A 17,258-nucleotide genomic window follows, 5' to 3' on the forward strand; every position below is an offset into this window, starting at 1 on the left:
CAGGGGCGATCTTTTCTTTTTTTAAGAGTCCAATTTTTAAGAGACTAAATCAATCAGCGTCAGGATCAGAACGCTGCCTTGAAGATCTCGATGATGTCCTCCTTGCTTAGCGGGACGAAGCACCCGACGCAGCCGGCAGCGGCCTTCTCGGCCATTTTCTCAAAATGCGTCTGCTCGGTGATGCCGACTTCGCGGAGGTTTTTCGGAAGCTCCATGGTCGTGAAGAAGAATTCTCTGGTCTTCCCGATGGCTTCTTTGGCGGCGCTCATGTCATCGGCAGCTGTGATCCCCCAGACATTGCGGCCGTATTCGGCGAAAATCGGTGCGGTCTTGCCGGAGAGGATGTGCTCCATCCAGACCGGGGTCAGAATCGCAAGCCCCTGTCCGTGGGTGATGTCGTAGAAGGCTGAGAGCTCATGCTCCATCGGATGGACGCACCATGCAGGCGCGTTGCCGACACGGGTCAGTCCGTTGATCGCGAGGGAAGCCGCCCACATCAGATTCGCACGGGCATCGTAGTTCTCTGGTTCACGGAGCGCCACAGGGCCATACTTGAACATGACCTTCAGCAGGCTTTCTCCGAAACGCTTCTGGACATCAGCGCCGGTTTCAAAGCTGAAGTAATTCTCGAAGGTGTGGCTGATCATGTCCGCGGTTCCTGCCGCCGTCTGCTTCTTCGAGACGGAGTAGGTGTAGGTCGGATCCAGTACGGACATCGCCGGTTTCAGGCACGGAGCGGCGGTTCCCCACTTCTCATTCTTCGTCATATCGGAAATGACCGCGAACTCATCCATCTCGGAGCCAGTTGCCGACAGCGTCAGGACAGAATAGATCGGAAGAGCACCCTGGATCTTCTCCGGGTGGATGACCAGATCCCAGGCATCGCCGTCGTACTTTGCGCCGGCCGCGACAACCTTGGCGCAGTCGATGGTGCTCCCGCCGCCGATGGCCAGCACCATATCAATGCCGTCTTCCTTACAGAGCGCGACGCCTTTTCTGACAGTCTCGATCTTCGGGTTCGGCTCGACGCCGGACAGTTCTTCGACCGTCAGGCCTGCCTCCTTCAGAATCTTCATGGCAGCATCGTAGATGCCATTCCGCTTGATGCTTCCGCCGCCATACACGAGCAGAACCTTGCTGCCGCTTTCCTTCAGCTCACTCAGGTGAGAGATCTGTCCCGTTCCAAAATGAATCCGGGTGGGCATCTGCAGTGTGAAATTGTACATATATACCTCCTTATTGTGAAAGATTTTCATCAGAATTTACTGCTATTATAACGCACAGAATCCATTCTGCCACTACTTCCACAGAAATTCCACATTCATGTTCGAACATATCGGTTGCCGGCCTGTGTGCTTTCGGGTATGATATATACAGTTGTAAAGCGTGAAAGACGCAGGCCCTGCCGGGCGCCAGGCGGCTGAGACCGGTCAGCGGGGGTTTCAGACTGCTGAAGCCGGGGCGGCAGGCCTTCATGGGATAAGCCTTTTGGAGGTGGACAGATGGATCTTCAGAAATTCTATGACGGGCAGGAGTTTTCTCTCTATGAATTCTTAGGGGCGCACGTGACCCCGTCAGGCGTGGTGTTCAGAACTTATGCGCCTTCGGCGCGTGAGGTATCTGTGATCGGGGAGTTCAACGGCTGGAGGGGGACTCCGATGCACCGGATTCTGAATGGACAGTTTTTCGAGACGGAGATTGCGGAGGCAAGGCCGGGACAGATGTATAAGTTTCAGATTACCTCCGGATCCGGGATGTACGACCATGCCGATCCGTATGCCTTCAGTTCCCAGCTCCGCCCGGAGACGGCTTCCATCATCTGGGATATGGGTGCTTACAGGTTCCGTGACGGCGCCTACATGAAGCGGCGCAGATGCGGCAGCGCCGGCATGACTGGGACCAGGGCGTCCGGCCAAAATGGCCTGTCCGGGGCCGGAATCGGGGCGGATGCCGCGTCCAGTATTCCGGACAGTGGAGACGTGACAGTCCGGCCGGAGCAGCCGCCGTTCTTCGACAGGCCGCTCAACATCTATGAGCTTCACCTGGGCTCCTGGAAGCGCAGGGATGATCCCGAAGAGCTGGCCAGGAAGCTTGACGAGGCGAAGGAGAAGGGGGAGGGCATCGATGTTTCCTCCGGCTGGTACCGGTATGAGGAGATTGCAGATCTCCTTGTCCCGTATCTGAAGGAAAATCATTTCAATGCGGTGGAGTTCATGCCGCTCAATGAATACCCGGCGGACGAGTCCTGGGGGTACCAGGCGACCGGATTTTTCAGCGCGACCTCGCGCTATGGTACGCCGGATGGCCTGAAGAAGCTGGTGGACCGGCTCCATCAGGCGGATATCAGCGTGATCCTGGACATCGTGACCGTCCATTTTGCGACCAATGACTATGCGCTTGCCCGCTACGATGGGACGCAGCTGTATGAATACCCGAATGACGCGGTGAACGTGAGTGAGTGGGGGAGCTGCAACTTCAACCATTCGAGAGGCGATATCGCAAGCTTTCTGAATTCCGCCAGCGCTTTCTGGCTGGATCAGTATCATTTCGATGGATTGCGATTTGACGCGGTCGGCAATCTGATCTACTGGATGGGGGACGAGCGGCGCGGGGTCAATACGAATACCGTCGAATTCCTGAAGAAGATGAACAGCGGGCTGAAACGGCTGTATCCGGATACAATGCTGATTGCAGAGGACTCGTCGGCGTATCCGGGGGTCACAAAACCGGTCTCGGAGGGCGGCCTGGGCTTTGACTACAAGTGGGATATGGGCTGGATGAACGACACGCTGAATTTCTTCCGGACCGATCCGCCCTACCGCCCGCAGGAGTATCACAAGCTGACCTTCTCGATGGCTTATTTCTACAACGAGCGATATCTGCTTCCGCTCTCCCATGACGAGGTGGTCCATGGGAAGGCGACGGTCATCCAGAAGATGGCCGGGGATTATGACAGAAAGTTCCCGCAGGCGAGAGCCCTGTATCTGTATATGTTCCTGCATCCGGGCAAGAAGCTGAACTTCATGGGCAATGAATTTGCACAGTTCCGCGAGTGGGATGAGAAGCGGCAGCAGGATTTCATGCTGCTGAAATATCCGATTCACGATGCGTTCCACCGCTATTTCCGGGATCTCGGCGCTTTCTATCTGAAGTATCCGGCGCTCTGGCAGGAGGACTATGTGGAGGATGGCTTTCACTGGCTGTCTGCCGATGATACGGAGCATGTTGTCTACGCCTTCGAGCGCAGGACGATGGGACAGACAATCCTGTGTGTCTTCAACCTGTCCGATCAGTGCCAGGAGTTCTTGTACGGGGAAGAGCAGGGGGCTGTCCGCGCGGGAGCCGGGGGAACCTTTGGCCTTCAGCTTCTGATTGATTCGGATGATGAACGATATGGCGGCGGAACAAGGGTGACAGGGAAGACCCGGTCCTTCGGGGAACCCATCGGACTTCCGCCGTTCACCGGGAGAGCATATCTGGAGGTGGAAGTGTAAATCCTTCCTGCCTGTGCTATAATGGGACAACTACAGGAGGAAATATACCTTGAATACGATGAGAATTCAGAAGAAGATCCTGATGCTGTTCTGCACGGCGCTTCTGACGTTTCCGCTCTCCGCAGCCGGACCGTCCACTATGTGCGTATATGCGGAGGATGAGGTTGCAACGGAGGATGCCTCCACAGGGGAATCCTCTCTATCCGCTGTTCAGGATGACAGTGCCCTGTCCGGAGGAAGCCTGTTTGAGGACCAGAATACAAATATACAGTCCAGGGACGGGATTTTTGCCGGCGAAAGCGGAAAGAAGAAGCAGTCTTCGAAAAAATTGATCGCCGGCTACCGCAGGACGGGGCTTGTGAAAAGCGTGACCTATGATGAGGGGAGCAAGCCATCTTTGCAGATGCTTGAGTCCCAGTTTCCATCCACGGTGGATGTTTACTTTGCCGGGGAGAGCAGGCCGGTGACCTTGAAGACAAGCTGGAAGTGTGCAGGGGGAGACTACGGGTCTTCCTCCGGCGGGTATTTTATCTTTGTGCCGGCGTTTGACGAGGGGAAGTACATTGTGCGGGGCATGAGTCTCACGGCGGACATGCCGTATATCGAGGTGAAACAGAATCCCGGAGTTGCGGTTGAGATGATTGCGTCCGCTCCGCCGACGGTGAACGAAAAGAAGGTCTTCGACTATTGCGTAAACGAGCTGGGGCTGAACAAGGCTGCAGCCTGCGGTATCCTGGCAAACATGTACTGTGAGTCCGGGTTCCGGACGAATGCGCTGGGGGACGGCGGGACATCGGTCGGCGTCTGTCAGTGGCACAACGGGCGCTGGACGTCGCTGCGCGCTTATACATCGGACTGGCAGACACTTGAGGGCCAGCTGTCGTACATGAAGTGGGAGTTGGAGCATGGTTACGGTGCGACGCTGAATGCACTGAGGGCAGTCTCTGATGATGCGCAGGGTGCCTACGATGCCGGATATTTCTGGTGCATGCATTATGAGATGCCGGACAGTGCGCACACGAGAGGCATCACGAGAGGATACCTGGCAAAGAATGTCTACTGGCAGCGCTATGGTGCGGATGGCGAGCCGGACAGGGAAGGCTGCAACGATTCTTTCGAGGGCGAATATGTCTTCGACGGAGAGGGAAGCCTGAATATCCGGGCAGATCATTCTGAGGACAGTGAAGTGATCGGGTCCATCAAGGCTGGCGAAAAGGTCGAGGTGACGAAGGGAAACGGCGAGTGGGCACATGTTCTCTATGAAGGAAAGACCGGCCTGGTGAAGATGGAATACCTGACGGCAGTGGATACAGAAGAGAAGGGCGTTGCAAAAGAACAGGCCGGCGCGAAAGAGCAGAGCGTTGTAGATGAGCAGGCCGGCGCTGGTACAGGACAGGGGGCTGGAGGCAGCCAGGAAACAGAGGCAGATGAATAAAACCAGAGCAGCGGGATGAGCGTCCGGGAGACCACCGGCTGCTGACAGAAAAAAGGGCGGCCGCACCAGACTGGTGCAGCCACCCTTTTTGTGACGGCGGAGCCGCCGGACCGGGCGGGGCAGAGATTATGCTTCTGTCTCTGTCTCCGACTCTGCGGTGGTCGGGCTGATCGACATAAAGATGTTATTCATGATCGGCTTGAAGTCCTTGTCGTCATTCGGCCCGAGCTGGACGGTGTACATACCGCCGTCAACGTCTGCAAATGCAACACCGCTGACTTTCTGGTCATCAAGGTCGAAGCCAACTGCAGAGATACCGTTCAGGTCCACCTTGTACAGCGACTTGTATCCGCTGTCTTTCAGCTGTTTGTAGATGTCGTCGGCTGTGACCTGCATGCCTTCATGATAGGAGACTGCAATGTTCCAGCCCTTCGCGGAATCTGCCGCCTGGTAGACAATGCCCTGCTTGGCATTCTCGTCCGAGACCTCCAGAACATCCCAGTCGCTCGGAAGATAAAGATCAAATCCAAGTCCGGTAGAAACCCAGGTTCCCTCATAAGCATTCGGGTCCATGTCCTTATAGTTAAGAACGATGTCTGCCGCGCTGCTCTCTGTCGCAGTCTCTGTCTCTGCTGCCATCACGCCGACCGGGCTGAGGCTCATCATCATTCCTGCGAGCATGATCACTGCAAGTCTTTTCTTCATCATTTGCAAAGTTCCTCCTTTGTATGGCGGCGGGTTCTTTCACAGTCTGCCGAAGTGTGCCCGCCGGATGTCTCATTCAAGATTCAAACAGAGTATAGTGGTTTTCCATGTGCTGAAAAAGCCCCGAAGAGGGCAGCAAAATTGCTGAAAATGGGTCTTGACAACTAAATAAATGTATGATTTCTTCTCTGCCATTTGCTTCTCTGATATAATGTGGCATAACTGGAGGAAACGGAAAGGCATGATGATGGGACTGAAAATCGCGGTCTGCGAGGACGAACCAGAGGAATACGAAAAGCTGAAGAGGGTCCTGGAGCAAAGCGGAAGGGAAGTGGACGTTGATTACTTTCCGGATGGAAGCTTGCTTCTTCAGTCCTTCTATGCAGGTAAATATGACCTGATCATGCTTGATATTTATATGAAGGGAATGGGCGGGATTGAAACGGCGGCGGGCATCCGTCAGACAGACGAAGAGGTGCCGGTAGCCTATCTGACCGGGAGCGAGGACTTTGCGCTCGAGGCCTACCGCTACCACGTGCTGCGGTATCTGGTAAAGCCGCCGAAGAAGGAGGAGGTGGAGGAGCTGCTCTGCCTGGCGGAGAAGATGAGGACATACCTGCCTTCCCTGACGATCCGGACAGACGGACGGGAACGGAAGGTGCCGCTCCGGCAGATCCGGTATATAGAGCAGAACAATCGGAATCTGAACTATTTTCTGACTGGTGGGGAGGAGCTGACGTCCAGAGGGCGGCTCGACGAAGTGGAACAGAGCGTCCCCTGTCCTCCATTTTACCGGTGTCACAAGAGTTTTCTGGTCAACCTGGCGCATGTGAAGGACTTCGATGAGGAGCTGAACGTTTTTGTGATGAGCGAGGGCGGAGTTGTCTACGTGCGTAAGCAGAGTACCAGGGAGGCGGTTCGGGCGTTCAGAGACTTTATGTTCGCGCAGCTGCGGGAGAATTCGTGACAATCAGCGTTTGATGGATCAGGGAATCCGGTAGGGCAGGATATCGCCGCATGGACAGCAGATGACATGGAAGGAACGGGCACGAAGACAGGGGGACAGAATATGGGCGGACGGCATCCGGGACACAGGAGGCGTTTCACTTGTAGAAAACAGGGCTGGCTGGAGCCTGTCCTTTTCGTGAGCCTGTTTTCAGTACTGCTTCTGGCCTTGCTTCTTCAGATCAGGGGTATCCGGCGAAGCATCGGGACGGTTCAGCAGAATCACTGGACCCAGGTGCGGAATGTTCGTGTCCGGATCGGCAATGGAGAGAATGCGTCCTGGAAGAAGGTCATGCTCCCTGAGACCATCAGAAATCTCCCGGGCGGGACGAAGGTAACGGTTTCTTTCCGGCTCCAGAGCGATGGCTCCAGCATGCTGTTTCTGAATCCGGTCTATTCTCCGGTCGACGTCTATGCGGATGACAAGCTGATTTACAGCTACGGGACACAGGGAACCTGGCCGCCCTACATGCCGGATCCGCCGACCGGCGCTTTTTCGGTGAAGCTCCCGGCTCACAGAGATGAACATCTGCTCCATGTAGAGCTTGTCTATACGTCTCCAAAATCAAGGTCTGTTCTTGCCCTTCATTCGATGGTGACCGGATCAGGGGATGCCGTCCTGCGGTATCTGTTTAAACGCTACGGGTATTCGTGGGTGTCTTCTCTTCTGTTTATCATCGCGGGGATTGTCATGTGCGGTCTGTCCCTGTTATATATCACCTTTGAGAAGCACGGCTTCAGGCTGGCACTTCCGGGTCTTCTGATTGTGCTGGCAGGTGTGTGGGAATTCTCGGAAAATACAATGAGCATCTATCTGACGCACCGGCCGACCATTCTGTACATTCTGGCCTTTACCGGTATGTATGCCATGCTGCTGCCGCTGTTTGTCTTTGTGCAGAAGTTCACGAAGGCGGAAAGCGGGCTGTTTCTCAGCGTGCTCAGGTGGATTCTGGAGGCAGCGGTTCTGGGGAGCCTGTTCCTGCAGCTTGCCGGGATTGTTCCATTTACCCGGAGCCTTTATCTCTTCCATGTTCTTCTGCCTGCTGATCTGATTCTCATGGCCGTCTACATGCTGTACCTTGGAATCTGGAAGAAGAACAGGCCGGCGGTCGCCATGTTTCTTGCCATTCTGGTTCTTGCGGTCGCCGCTGTACTGGAGCTTCTGAATTATTATGTGGTCTTTACAGATCGAAACTCGGCCCTGTTTCAGACCGGACTTCAGATTTTCTGCCTGATCATCCTGGTTTTCGGCTGCGTGGAGGTGCGGCGGAACATGAACCTTCGGTACAGGAATCTGGAGCTGGCGCATGACATTGGGATACTGGAGCAGTCGGTGGAGCTTCAGAAGGAAAGAAGCCGTGTGCTGACAGCCTATGAGTCGGATATCCGCAGGCAGAGGCATGACCTGAGGCATCATCTGAGGTATCTGCGGCAGCTTCTGCAGGATGGAAGGGACAAGGAGGCGGCGGCTTACATCGAATCGCTGGATCAGGCGATTCCGGCCGGCACAGTTACCCGTTATTGTGAGAACAGCCTGGTGAATGCGGTTATCAGCTACCATGTGGCGCTGGCGCGCAGTGATCAGATCCGGATGGAAGTCGGGGTACAGATTCCGGCGGCCAATCCTCATATCAGCGATGCGCATCTTTGTGTGATTCTGGGGAATCTGCTTGAGAATGCATGTGAGGCCTGCCGGCGGATGACGGAGGGGGAACGGTGGATCAGACTCCGGGCGAAAGTCCACGGAGATCTGCTGTTTATCTCGATGGACAACAGCTGCAGCGGAGCTGTGCAGCTGCAGGACGGCCGGTATTTATCTAGCAAGCGGAACGAGGAAGGGATCGGGCTCAGGTCCGTCCGCTCTCTGGCGAAGGCGCACGACGGGTCTGCGGAGTTTACGTCTGGTGATAACTGGTTCCGCTCGGAGATCTGTGTGAGACTGTGACGGTGTTCACATTTTTTCCAAATTTGTGACATAATTCGAACAAACACAGCCGTTATGATAGGACTCAGAAAACAGGAAAAGGGAACAGACAGATGGAGTTCCCGAAGCACATAGAAGATTGAATACCTGGCACAAAGGAGGTTGTTATTTATGAAGAAGAGATTATTCGCGGTTCTGATTGCGGCTGCAACGATCGGTGCATTTGCCGGCGGAACAACGATGCTGCAGGCAAATGACAATGGGGCTAAGCTCCAGATTGCCGGAGGGGAGACGGAGTCGTCCCAGGATGCTCAGACGGAAGGCTCAGACAGTTCGGACAGCTCCGCGCAGAGCGCAACGGAAGTTGCAGCGTCACTCCCGACCGGGAACATTGCGAAGGCTGACCAGCCTGAAGTGACGGAGCAGCAGGCGGAGAACTCAGGCGTTTCTGAAGTTGCCACAGACGTGATGCCGGCGCTGGTATCGATTACAAACATGTCTGTCCAGAAGGTGCAGGACTGGTTCAGCGGCAGAACCTATGAAGCGCAGGGTGAGTCGGCCGGGACAGGTGTCATTATGGGAGAGAATGACGATGAGCTGCTGATCGTCACGAACAACCATGTTGTGGCGGACAGTGACGAGCTGACAGTTTCCTTTATTGATGAGAAGTCCGTCAGTGCGCAGGTCAAGGGAACGGATGCCAGCAACGATCTGGCTGTCGTGGCTGTCAAGCTGAAGGATATTCCGGATGAAACACTGAAAAAGATTCGTGTCGCGAATGTCGGGGATTCGGATGATGTCAAAGTCGGTGAGCAGGTCGTCGCAATCGGCAACGCGCTGAACTACGGGCAGTCTGTCACGACCGGTATTGTCAGTGCACTGAACAGAGACATTACGGTCACGGACGGCAGCACGCAGGTCAACTATGAGGATCTGATCCAGACTGACGCAGCCATTAATCCGGGTAACTCCGGCGGTGCTCTTCTGAATATGAGCGGTGAGGTAATTGGCATTAATTCCGCCAAGGCCGGAGAGAACGGAGTCGAGGGGATGGGCTATGCAATCCCGACCTCCAAGGCGCTTCCGATCATTGAGAAGCTGATGAACAAGACGACTCGATCGAAGGTCGATGAGAAGGATGCTGCTTACATCGGCATCACCGGAGAGGAAGTCACATCCGATGTGCAGCAGCTCTACGGCATGCCGGCAGGCATCTACATCGCGAGTGTCGGCGACAACACGCCGGCGTCTGACGCAGGGCTCACCCGCGGCATGATCATCACGAAGTTTGATGATACCTCCGTCTCGAGCATGAGCGATCTGACCGACCTTCTTCAGTACTACAAGGGTGGCGAGAAGGTTACAATCACGGTGGCACAGCAGGGAGAAGGCGGCAAGTACAAGGAGAGCGACATCAGTCTGAAGCTTGGGCTGAGATCCAAGTATGTCAGCAGCACGCAGTAATTGACAAACCGGCTTTCTGTCGGGTATAGTAAAAAGTGCCGTGCAGCCGGGGAGATAGCGGTGCCCTGTACCTGCAATCCGCTACAGCAGGGGTCATGCCGAACCGAGGCCGTTTCTCTGCGGAGCAGCCCTTCACAAGTGATGTTGACGTCTGGGTCCCTCGCAACAGGGTCCTGCGAACCGTGTCAGGGTGGGAACACAGCAGCACTAAGCAGATCATTCTGTGTGCCGCGGGATCGCCTGGATCGAGTTAACTATGAAGGTACCGTCCGTGGGGAGCCGTCGAAGCGAGGCGCACGGTTAAAGAATGAAGTTGGAAGGGCAGCTCAGGGAGCTGCCCTTTTTCAGTCCTGCAGATTGGACGGACTTTTCGATGGCGGTGTGCGGAAGAGTGGAAACATAAGATCAGCAGACGGGAGGATTGCCGGTGAGCAAAATCGCAACCAGAATCGCGCGGAGGCAGCTGCGTCAGAAGCAGGAAGAAGAGCGGGCCATCGAGCAGAGAAAAACAGATGAGCATTATATGCGGCTGGCCCTGCAGCAGGCCCGCCGTGCACAGGCGCTGGGGGAGGTCCCGATCGGCTGTGTCATCGTCAAAGACGGCCAGGTGATTGCCAGAGGGTACAACCGGAGAAACACCGACCACAACACGCTTTCCCATGCAGAACTCAATGCGATCCGGAAAGCCTCCCGGAAGCTTCAGGACTGGCGGCTGGAGGGCTGTACCATCTACATCACGCTGGAACCCTGCCAGATGTGCAGCGGCGCGATTATTCAGTCCAGGATTGACCGCTGTGTGGTCGGGGCCATGAACCCGAAGGCCGGCTGCGCCGGCTCTGTCATGAATCTGCTTCAGGTGAAGGGATTCAACCATCAGGTCGATCTGACGACGGGTATTCTGGAGGAAGCCTGCAGCCAGATGCTCAGCGAGTTCTTCCGGAAGCTTCGGGAGGAAAAGCAAAAAGCCCATGGCCTCAGATGCTGCTGATGCCATGGGCTTTTTGAGCGGAGAGAGTGGGATTCGAACCCACGCGCCCAAAGATGGACGACCGCATTTCGAGTGCGGCTCGTTACGACCACTTCGATATCTCTCCACAAAAGTGATGCAGAAAATATTCTAACATATCTCAGTCAGATTTCAAGCAGAAATTGCCGCCGCCTCAGTCTTCATCCTGGCTTCTGACGATGTACATGGACTGGCGTTCGGATGGCCGGACCTGCTTTCCGTTTTCATCCAGGAGGCGGTAGGCATAGAGCTTCACGATCCTTGCGCCGTGGGGCCCCCAGTTGTCAGACCAGCGGATCCCGGGGAAGGCGGAGTCGCCGATCAGAAAGTCTCCGTCTTTCAGGAAGGAGTCGATGAAGATGTAGTGGCCTTCCGAGTAATATTCTTCATTCTGGTAGTTTGTGACATCCCCGACAACACAGGCGATCAGAAACCAGCCCTTCTTTTCCACCATCTGCCGCATCAGACGGGTGACTTCGTCCTGATTTGTGCACTGCAGGACGCCGCGCTGTCCCTCATAGTAATTGTCCGGATCATTCCCTTCCTCGACGAACCGGACCCTGCCGCCTGTCAGCTTCGAGATCGACCGGGGGTCAAAATAGCCGGTTCCCTCGCGGGCGAGCTTTTTCCGCCTGCATTCCATCGCAAACGCCCAGGCGGTGTCGGTCAGAGGGTCCTTGATGCCCATCCGGCAAAGCATAAAAAAAGTGGCATAGTAGCTGCAGCCCATTGAGGATATCGGAGAATCGCCGTTCACGGAGAGAAGTTTGTTCTGAGGAAAGCTGTCGCCTCGCTGCGTCCAGGTGGAGAGATCGCCTCTGATCAGGCCATGACGGCTGATTTTGCCTGCATCGTAGGCAAAGGCTCTGACGGCGAGGCCGGGGGCCTCCGGGCACAGTGCCAGGGCTGAAGCGAGCACCCATACAGGCAGTCTTCTCAGGAAATGAGTGTGAGCTGCCGGCCGGGCTGACTGGAATGCCGGATGCAGAACCGGATTGATATGGGAAAGCAGAAGTTTGAATAATTGCATAGGTGATTGTCTGTGTCTCCGCGTGCTGCCATTCTGTCCGACCCATCATAGCATACCCGGGGACAGACTTCTATCCCGGCGTCACACGTTCGCTCAGCGTATTTTTTTCAGAGCAAAATGACGAAAAATTCACAAAGACACAAATTCTTCACCAATCATGCTATACTCACTATGTATGCGTTCCGGCTGAAAGAGGGCGGCAGCCGACTGCCTCTCCGTCAGAGCCGGGCGAACGGGTAACTGTCAACCACGCATGGAGGCCTTTTATTATGTGGTGGAGTATTCCATTTCTCATCATCTTCCCGATGTGCATCGGGGCCCTTCTGTACTGTATTCATGTGCAGAAGATTCGCAAGGGCATTGCGTACATCGCGACACCGGCCATTATGGCGGCGACGATCGATCTGGTCGTCACTTATTTCCGCAACGGCGGAAGTCCGGTTGACCTGTACGTCGACGTTCCTGTCGCGTCTCATTTCATTACTGCCGGTGAGATTGTACTGATGATCTATGTGACCATCAAGTGCATCCTGGCGAAAAAGTACTGGATCTCGGTTCTTTCCATCGTCCCGACGGTCATGATTGTCAACATGGAAGTGCATCTCGGAGAGCTGGGCGGTGCCCACATCAGGCTTGACCACCTGTCCCTTCTGATGTGTCTCATCGTGGCCTTCGTCGGCGGACTGATTACGATCTACGCGATGGGATACATGGACGGATACCATCAGCACCATACCGAGGTGCCGGAGAGAAGACACTTCTTCTTCATGGTCGTCTATGTCTTCATCGGGGCGATGTTCGGCTTCGTGCTTTCCTCGGATCTGGTCTGGATTGATTTCTTCTGGGAGACCACGAGTGTCTGCTCCTTCATGCTGATCGGATATACAAAGACGGACGAGGCTGTCACCAATTCCTTCCGAGCTCTGTGGATGAACCTTCTCGGAGGAACAGCACTTGCGTTTGGAATCGTTTATTTTGAGACAGCGACGGGCCTGTCAACACTGCAGGACCTGGTCACTGCCTCCCAGCAGGGCGGCCGCGCGGGAGCGGTTGCGGTTATGCTGATGGCATTTGCAGCGCTCACAAAGGCGGCGCAGCTGCCGTTCTCGACCTGGCTGATCGGCGCCATGGTGGCTCCGACTCCGTCCAGTGCCCTGCTGCACTCTGCAACGATGGTCAAGGCGGGCATCTATATCCTGTTCCGTCTGGCTCCGGCGATGGCCGGAACGCCGACGGGTTACTTCATCGCCGGAATCGGCGGCTTTACCTTCTTCATGACCTCGATCATCGCGATCGGACAGGTCGACGCAAAGAAGGTCCTGGCGTACTCCACGATCTCGAACCTCGGACTGATGGTTGCCTGCGCCGGAATCGGCAGGCCGGAGACCATCTGGGCGGGGGTGTTCCTGATGATGTTCCACGCCATCTCGAAGTCCCTGATGTTCCAGGATGTCGGGGCAACCGAGAACTGCCTGCACAGCCGCAACCTGGAGGATATGCACGGTCTTCTGTACCGTCTTCCGAAGCTGGCGGTCTTCATGTTCATCGGCATTGCGGGTATGTACCTGGCTCCGTTCGGCATGCTGATCTCCAAGTGGTCTGCGCTGAGGGCCTCTGTTGATTCGAAGAACGTGATGGTGATTCTCTTCATCGTCTTCGGCTCCGCGACGACTTCCTTCTACTGGTCCAAGTGGCTGGGAAAGATCCTGTCCCGCACGATGCACAATGACCAGGTGAAGGATATCACCAAGAACAATGAGATGTTCTCGCTCACGGTCCATGCGGTCGCGATGGTCGCGCTCTGCGCACTGTTCCCGCTGGTGTCCGCGACATACGTTCATCCGCTGCTGAATGAAACCTTCGGCGTCTACAAGGATGTGCTTTCCAGCAACATCCTGAATATGCTGGTTGTGCTGATCCTGGTTGTGTTCCTGGTGCCATTTGCGGCCTATGCATCGAGCAAGCGGCTTCACACAAACATGAAGCTTTCCTATATGAATGGCATCAACCTTGGCAACGACAATACCTTCACGGATTCCTTCGGCGAGCCGAAGAAACTTCACATGGCAAATGACTATTTCACGGAGAAGATCGGCCGCCACGCACTGATGGTTCCGTGCCAGCTTGCTGTCACAGCCGTGATTGTCGTCATGTTCTGTATCGTTCTGGGAGGTGTGGCATGAGAATCGCAATGATCATCCTTTACCTTGTGCTGGCGCCACTGCTCGGCGGTCTTCTTGACGGCCTTGACCGCAGGATCTCTGCCCGCATGCAGCGGAGGGTCGGACCGCCGGTCCTTCAGCCGTTCTACGATGTCCAGAAGCTTTTCGCAAAGCAGCGGATCGTTGTCACAAACTCGCAGACCTTCCTGATGATCACCTACCTGGTGCTGATGATCTTCACCGGCTGCATGTTCTATTCTGGCGCGGACATGCTGATGTGCTTCTTCGTGCTCTCGACGGCAGGCATCTTCCTGTATTTTGCGGCTGTCGTCACGGACTCACCGTACAGCTACATCGGCGGCCAGCGTGAGCTCTTCCAGGAGATGTGCTGTGAGCCGGCTGTTCTTCTGACCGGTGTAGGCTTCTATCTGCTGGAGGATACGTTTGAAACCGCGAAGATCGTGCAGGCAGACCGCTCTGCCATCGTTGCGCTGCCGGGGTTCTTCGCAGCATTTCTGTTCATTCTGACCATCAAGATGCGCAAGTCGCCGTTTGATGAGAGCACCTCCCACCATCCGCATCAGGAGCTGGTCAAGGGTGTCACGACAGAGCTCGGCGCTTCGAATCTGGCGCTGTTCCAGATCACGGAGTGGTATGAGAATATCCTGATGCTCAGTGTGATTGCGCTGTTCATCATTAATAAAAACCCGTGGAGCATTCCGGCGGCAATCCTGGTGGTCCTCGCTGCATATTTCCTTGAGATCCTGATCGACAATACGAGTGCCAGAATGAAGTCCGGGAAGATGCTGGAGCTGTCATGGGCGGTCACGATTGCAGCGGCAGGCGTGAACCTGCTGATCCTGATTCTCGTTCGCTGACAGGAGGTACAGATAATGGGTAAAGTAAAAAGATCTCCGTGGCTGCTCCACTATGACGCATCGAGCTGCAACGGGTGTGATATTGAGGTTCTGGCGTGCATGACGCCGGTCTATGACGTTGAGCGTTTCGGCGTCGTCAACACGGCGGATCCGATGCAGGCAGACATCCTGCTGGTGACAGGAGGGGTCAACTCCCAGTCGGCAGAGGTTGTGAAACAGCTGTATGATCAGATGGCAAGACCGAAGGTGGTTGTCGCGGTCGGAATCTGCGCCTGCACCGGTGGTGTGTTCAAGGACTGCTATAACATCAACGGGGGTGTCGACACAGTCATTCCGGTTGACGTCTACGTCCCGGGGTGCGCGGCTCGTCCGGAGTCCATCATCGACGGCGTTGTCAAGGCTGTCCAGATCTTCCAGGAGAGATCGGATGCGCACGACAAGTATGTGAAGGAACACGGTGAGTCGGAGCGCGATCTCAGCGACCCGGACGCAGCTGCAAGAGCGGGCAATCCGGCGGATTTCTTTGACGCGATCACCAAGACATCGGAAGGAAGCAGAGACAAGGAGGCGGAGAAGAAATGAGCGCGAAATTCACCCCGAAGGAAACCATCCGCGTCATCGAGAAGGACGGCCTGCTCCGCGAGGTCATGGCGATGAAGAGCCGCGGGATGAGACTGTCCCAGGCTTGTGCTTCCTATAAAGACGGAAAGTATGAGCTGAGTTATTCATTTGCAGATGACGAGACGATGGATTATGAGACCCTTCGCGTTGTCTGCGGCCTGGCGGACAGGATCCCGAGCATCCATGACTTTTATTCCTGCGCGTCCTTCTATGAGAATGAGATGCGTGAGCTCTTTGGCGTCAAGATCGAGCTGATCGAGCCGGATTACCACAATAAACTGTACCGGATCAAGGCAGAGACTCCGTTTCTGCCGGAGGACGCGAAGGCTGAGCAGAAGAAGCAGGAGCAGGAGATCAGCCTGAGCGGCGCTGACAGCGACCTGGACCGTGCGCAGGCTGAGGCGGACGAGAAGCTTGCGTCCGGAAAGAAGGAGGAGAAGTGATGGAAGAAAGAGAGAAGAAGAGAAGCGTCGTCCCGTTCGGACCGCAGCATCCGGTTCTTCCAGAGCCGATCCACCTGGATCTTGTTCTCGAGGATGAGAAGGTTGTGGATGTCATTCCGTCCATCGGCTTTATCCACCGCGGACTGGAAGACCTCGTGACGAAGAGGGATTTCAACGAATACGTCTATGTCGCGGAGCGTACCTGCGGCATCTGCAGCTTCGGACATGGCCTTGGATATGTCGAGGCGGTCGAGAAGTGCATGAACGTCGAGGTTCCGATCCGTGCCAAGTACCTGCGCACGATTTGGAGCGAGATGAGCCGGATCCATTCTCATCTGCTCTGGGCGGGCCTGATGGCAGATGCATTTGGCTTCGAGAACCTGTTTTATCAGTGCTGGAGACTTCGTGAGAAGAACCTCGATCTTGTGGAAATGACGACCGGCGGCCGTCTGATCTACTCCGTCAACAAGGTCGGCGGCGTGCTGAAGGATATCACGCCGGACATGCAGAAGGTGATTCTGAATAACCTTTCCGAGCTGGAAGCAGAGCTGAAGGATGTCTACAAGACCTTCATGACGGACTACTCTGTCCAGGAGCGCACGCGGGGCGTCGGCGTCCTGACCAAGGAGCAGGTGCATGACCTGGGCTGCTGCGGACCGTATGCAAGAGCGTCGGGTGTCGCCCGCGATATCCGTCAGCTTGGGTACGAGGCGTACGGGGAGCTTGACTTTGAGCCGGTCGTGGCAAACGACGGGGACAACTATGCAAGATGCGACGTGCGTCTGCGCGAGGTTTTCCAGTCCATCGACCTGATCCGTCAGGCGATTGCGAAGATTCCGAACGGAGAGCTCTCTGTTCCGGTCAAGGGCAACCCGGACGGCGAGGCATTCATCCGGATTGAGCAGCCGCGCGGAGAGGCCATCTACTACGTGGAAGGCAATGGGACAAAGTTCCTGAACCGCTTCCGCCTGCGCACGCCTACGTTCGCGAACATTCCGGGCATGTGCGAGACGATGAAGGGCTGCAGCTATGCAGATATCCCGCTTCTGGTTGTGACAATCGACCCGTGCATCAGCTGCACAGAAAGGTGA

At 55.6% G+C, this 17,258-nt stretch carries 14 protein-coding genes, 1 tRNA gene and 1 other RNA gene; 12 read left to right on the forward strand and 4 right to left on the reverse strand.

Going from position 1 to position 17,258, the window contains the following annotated elements; all coding sequences use genetic code 11:
- Window positions 1-65: 65 nt before the first annotated feature.
- Complete coding sequence (locus tag ACTQ1N_RS02800; protein ID WP_441954403.1) at window positions 66-1,226, reverse strand: iron-containing alcohol dehydrogenase; 1,161 nt, start codon at window positions 1,224-1,226, stop codon at window positions 66-68.
- A 276-nt stretch (window positions 1,227-1,502) separates the two neighbouring features.
- Between ACTQ1N_RS02800 and ACTQ1N_RS02805 the strand changes: the two genes are divergently transcribed.
- Together ACTQ1N_RS02805 and ACTQ1N_RS02810 are read left to right on the forward strand one after the other, a co-directional pair.
- Complete coding sequence (locus tag ACTQ1N_RS02805; RefSeq protein WP_441954405.1) at window positions 1,503-3,494, forward strand: alpha-amylase family glycosyl hydrolase; 1,992 nt, start codon at window positions 1,503-1,505, stop codon at window positions 3,492-3,494.
- 58 nt (window positions 3,495-3,552) lie between these two features.
- Window positions 3,553-4,929: a phage tail tip lysozyme gene (locus ACTQ1N_RS02810; protein WP_441954492.1), complete on the forward strand. Its 1,377-nt coding sequence runs from the start codon at window positions 3,553-3,555 to the stop codon at window positions 4,927-4,929.
- Between the two features lie 126 nt (window positions 4,930-5,055).
- Here ACTQ1N_RS02810 and ACTQ1N_RS02815 read toward each other — a convergent pair whose 3' ends face one another.
- Window positions 5,056-5,637: a hypothetical protein gene (locus ACTQ1N_RS02815; protein WP_441954407.1), complete on the reverse strand. Its 582-nt coding sequence runs from the start codon at window positions 5,635-5,637 to the stop codon at window positions 5,056-5,058.
- Window positions 5,638-5,875: 238 nt separating this feature from the next.
- On the opposite strand from ACTQ1N_RS02815, the gene ACTQ1N_RS02820 reads away from it, so the two are divergent.
- The 5 genes from ACTQ1N_RS02820 (at window position 5,876) to tadA (ending at window position 11,015) form a co-directional block, all read left to right on the forward strand.
- Window positions 5,876-6,601, forward strand: coding sequence for a LytR/AlgR family response regulator transcription factor (locus ACTQ1N_RS02820; protein ID WP_441954409.1), 726 nt, complete (start codon window positions 5,876-5,878; stop codon window positions 6,599-6,601).
- A 66-nt stretch (window positions 6,602-6,667) separates the two neighbouring features.
- Window positions 6,668-8,584, forward strand: a complete 1,917-nt coding sequence (locus tag ACTQ1N_RS02825; RefSeq protein WP_441954411.1) for a sensor histidine kinase — start codon at window positions 6,668-6,670, stop codon at window positions 8,582-8,584.
- 150 nt (window positions 8,585-8,734) lie between these two features.
- Entirely contained in the window at window positions 8,735-10,027 is a 1,293-nt protein-coding gene (locus tag ACTQ1N_RS02830) for a S1C family serine protease (protein WP_441954413.1), read from the forward strand.
- A 38-nt stretch (window positions 10,028-10,065) separates the two neighbouring features.
- An RNA gene (ffs, locus tag ACTQ1N_RS02835) (signal recognition particle sRNA large type) lies at window positions 10,066-10,327 on the forward strand.
- Between the two features lie 193 nt (window positions 10,328-10,520).
- Window positions 10,521-11,015, forward strand: a complete 495-nt coding sequence (gene tadA, locus ACTQ1N_RS02840; RefSeq protein ID WP_441954494.1) for a tRNA adenosine(34) deaminase TadA — start codon at window positions 10,521-10,523, stop codon at window positions 11,013-11,015.
- An 18-nt stretch (window positions 11,016-11,033) separates the two neighbouring features.
- On the opposite strand, the gene ACTQ1N_RS02845 is transcribed toward tadA, so the two are convergent.
- A tRNA-Ser gene (locus ACTQ1N_RS02845) sits at window positions 11,034-11,121 on the reverse strand.
- 66 nt (window positions 11,122-11,187) lie between these two features.
- Window positions 11,188-12,063: a hypothetical protein gene (locus ACTQ1N_RS02850; RefSeq protein WP_441954415.1), complete on the reverse strand. Its 876-nt coding sequence runs from the start codon at window positions 12,061-12,063 to the stop codon at window positions 11,188-11,190.
- Between the two features lie 269 nt (window positions 12,064-12,332).
- On the opposite strand from ACTQ1N_RS02850, the gene ACTQ1N_RS02855 reads away from it, so the two are divergent.
- From ACTQ1N_RS02855 to ACTQ1N_RS02875, 5 genes are read left to right on the forward strand one after another with little or no spacing between them, the layout of a single operon-like run.
- Entirely contained in the window at window positions 12,333-14,246 is a 1,914-nt protein-coding gene (locus ACTQ1N_RS02855) for an NADH-quinone oxidoreductase subunit 5 family protein (RefSeq protein ID WP_441954417.1), read from the forward strand.
- A complete protein-coding gene (locus ACTQ1N_RS02860) occupies window positions 14,243-15,103 on the forward strand; it encodes an NADH-quinone oxidoreductase subunit H (protein WP_441954419.1) in 861 nt (286 codons plus the stop codon). The genes ACTQ1N_RS02855 and ACTQ1N_RS02860 overlap by 4 nt, the downstream gene beginning before the upstream one ends.
- A gap of 15 nt (window positions 15,104-15,118) precedes the next feature.
- Window positions 15,119-15,685, forward strand: a complete 567-nt coding sequence (locus tag ACTQ1N_RS02865; protein WP_441954421.1) for an NADH-quinone oxidoreductase subunit B family protein — start codon at window positions 15,119-15,121, stop codon at window positions 15,683-15,685.
- Window positions 15,682-16,167, forward strand: coding sequence for an NADH-quinone oxidoreductase subunit C (locus ACTQ1N_RS02870; protein ID WP_441954423.1), 486 nt, complete (start codon window positions 15,682-15,684; stop codon window positions 16,165-16,167). Before ACTQ1N_RS02865 ends, ACTQ1N_RS02870 begins: the two co-directional genes overlap by 4 nt.
- Window positions 16,167-17,258, forward strand: a complete 1,092-nt coding sequence (locus ACTQ1N_RS02875; RefSeq protein ID WP_441954425.1) for a hydrogenase large subunit — start codon at window positions 16,167-16,169, stop codon at window positions 17,256-17,258. Before ACTQ1N_RS02870 ends, ACTQ1N_RS02875 begins: the two co-directional genes overlap by 1 nt.

It is taken from the genome of Porcincola sp. LCP21S3_C12, assembly GCF_052118625.1.
Taxonomy (GTDB): domain Bacteria; phylum Bacillota; class Clostridia; order Lachnospirales; family Lachnospiraceae; genus Porcincola.

What these genes read in the sequence shown, in the direction of transcription:
- ACTQ1N_RS02800 (WP_441954403.1), bottom strand. Translation starts at nt 1,226, where the DNA reads ATGTACAATTTCACACTGCAGATGCCCACCCGGATTCATTTTGGAACG.
- ACTQ1N_RS02805 (WP_441954405.1), top strand. Translation starts at nt 1,503, where the DNA reads ATGGATCTTCAGAAATTCTATGACGGGCAGGAGTTTTCTCTCTATGAA.
- ACTQ1N_RS02810 (WP_441954492.1), top strand. Translation starts at nt 3,553, where the DNA reads ATGAGAATTCAGAAGAAGATCCTGATGCTGTTCTGCACGGCGCTTCTG.
- ACTQ1N_RS02815 (WP_441954407.1), bottom strand. Translation starts at nt 5,637, where the DNA reads ATGATGAAGAAAAGACTTGCAGTGATCATGCTCGCAGGAATGATGATG.
- ACTQ1N_RS02820 (WP_441954409.1), top strand. Translation starts at nt 5,876, where the DNA reads ATGATGATGGGACTGAAAATCGCGGTCTGCGAGGACGAACCAGAGGAA.
- ACTQ1N_RS02825 (WP_441954411.1), top strand. Translation starts at nt 6,668, where the DNA reads ATGGAAGGAACGGGCACGAAGACAGGGGGACAGAATATGGGCGGACGG.
- ACTQ1N_RS02830 (WP_441954413.1), top strand. Translation starts at nt 8,735, where the DNA reads ATGAAGAAGAGATTATTCGCGGTTCTGATTGCGGCTGCAACGATCGGT.
- ACTQ1N_RS02850 (WP_441954415.1), bottom strand. Translation starts at nt 12,063, where the DNA reads ATGCAATTATTCAAACTTCTGCTTTCCCATATCAATCCGGTTCTGCAT.
- ACTQ1N_RS02855 (WP_441954417.1), top strand. Translation starts at nt 12,333, where the DNA reads ATGTGGTGGAGTATTCCATTTCTCATCATCTTCCCGATGTGCATCGGG.
- ACTQ1N_RS02860 (WP_441954419.1), top strand. Translation starts at nt 14,243, where the DNA reads ATGAGAATCGCAATGATCATCCTTTACCTTGTGCTGGCGCCACTGCTC.
- ACTQ1N_RS02865 (WP_441954421.1), top strand. Translation starts at nt 15,119, where the DNA reads ATGGGTAAAGTAAAAAGATCTCCGTGGCTGCTCCACTATGACGCATCG.
- ACTQ1N_RS02870 (WP_441954423.1), top strand. Translation starts at nt 15,682, where the DNA reads ATGAGCGCGAAATTCACCCCGAAGGAAACCATCCGCGTCATCGAGAAG.
- ACTQ1N_RS02875 (WP_441954425.1), top strand. Translation starts at nt 16,167, where the DNA reads ATGGAAGAAAGAGAGAAGAAGAGAAGCGTCGTCCCGTTCGGACCGCAG.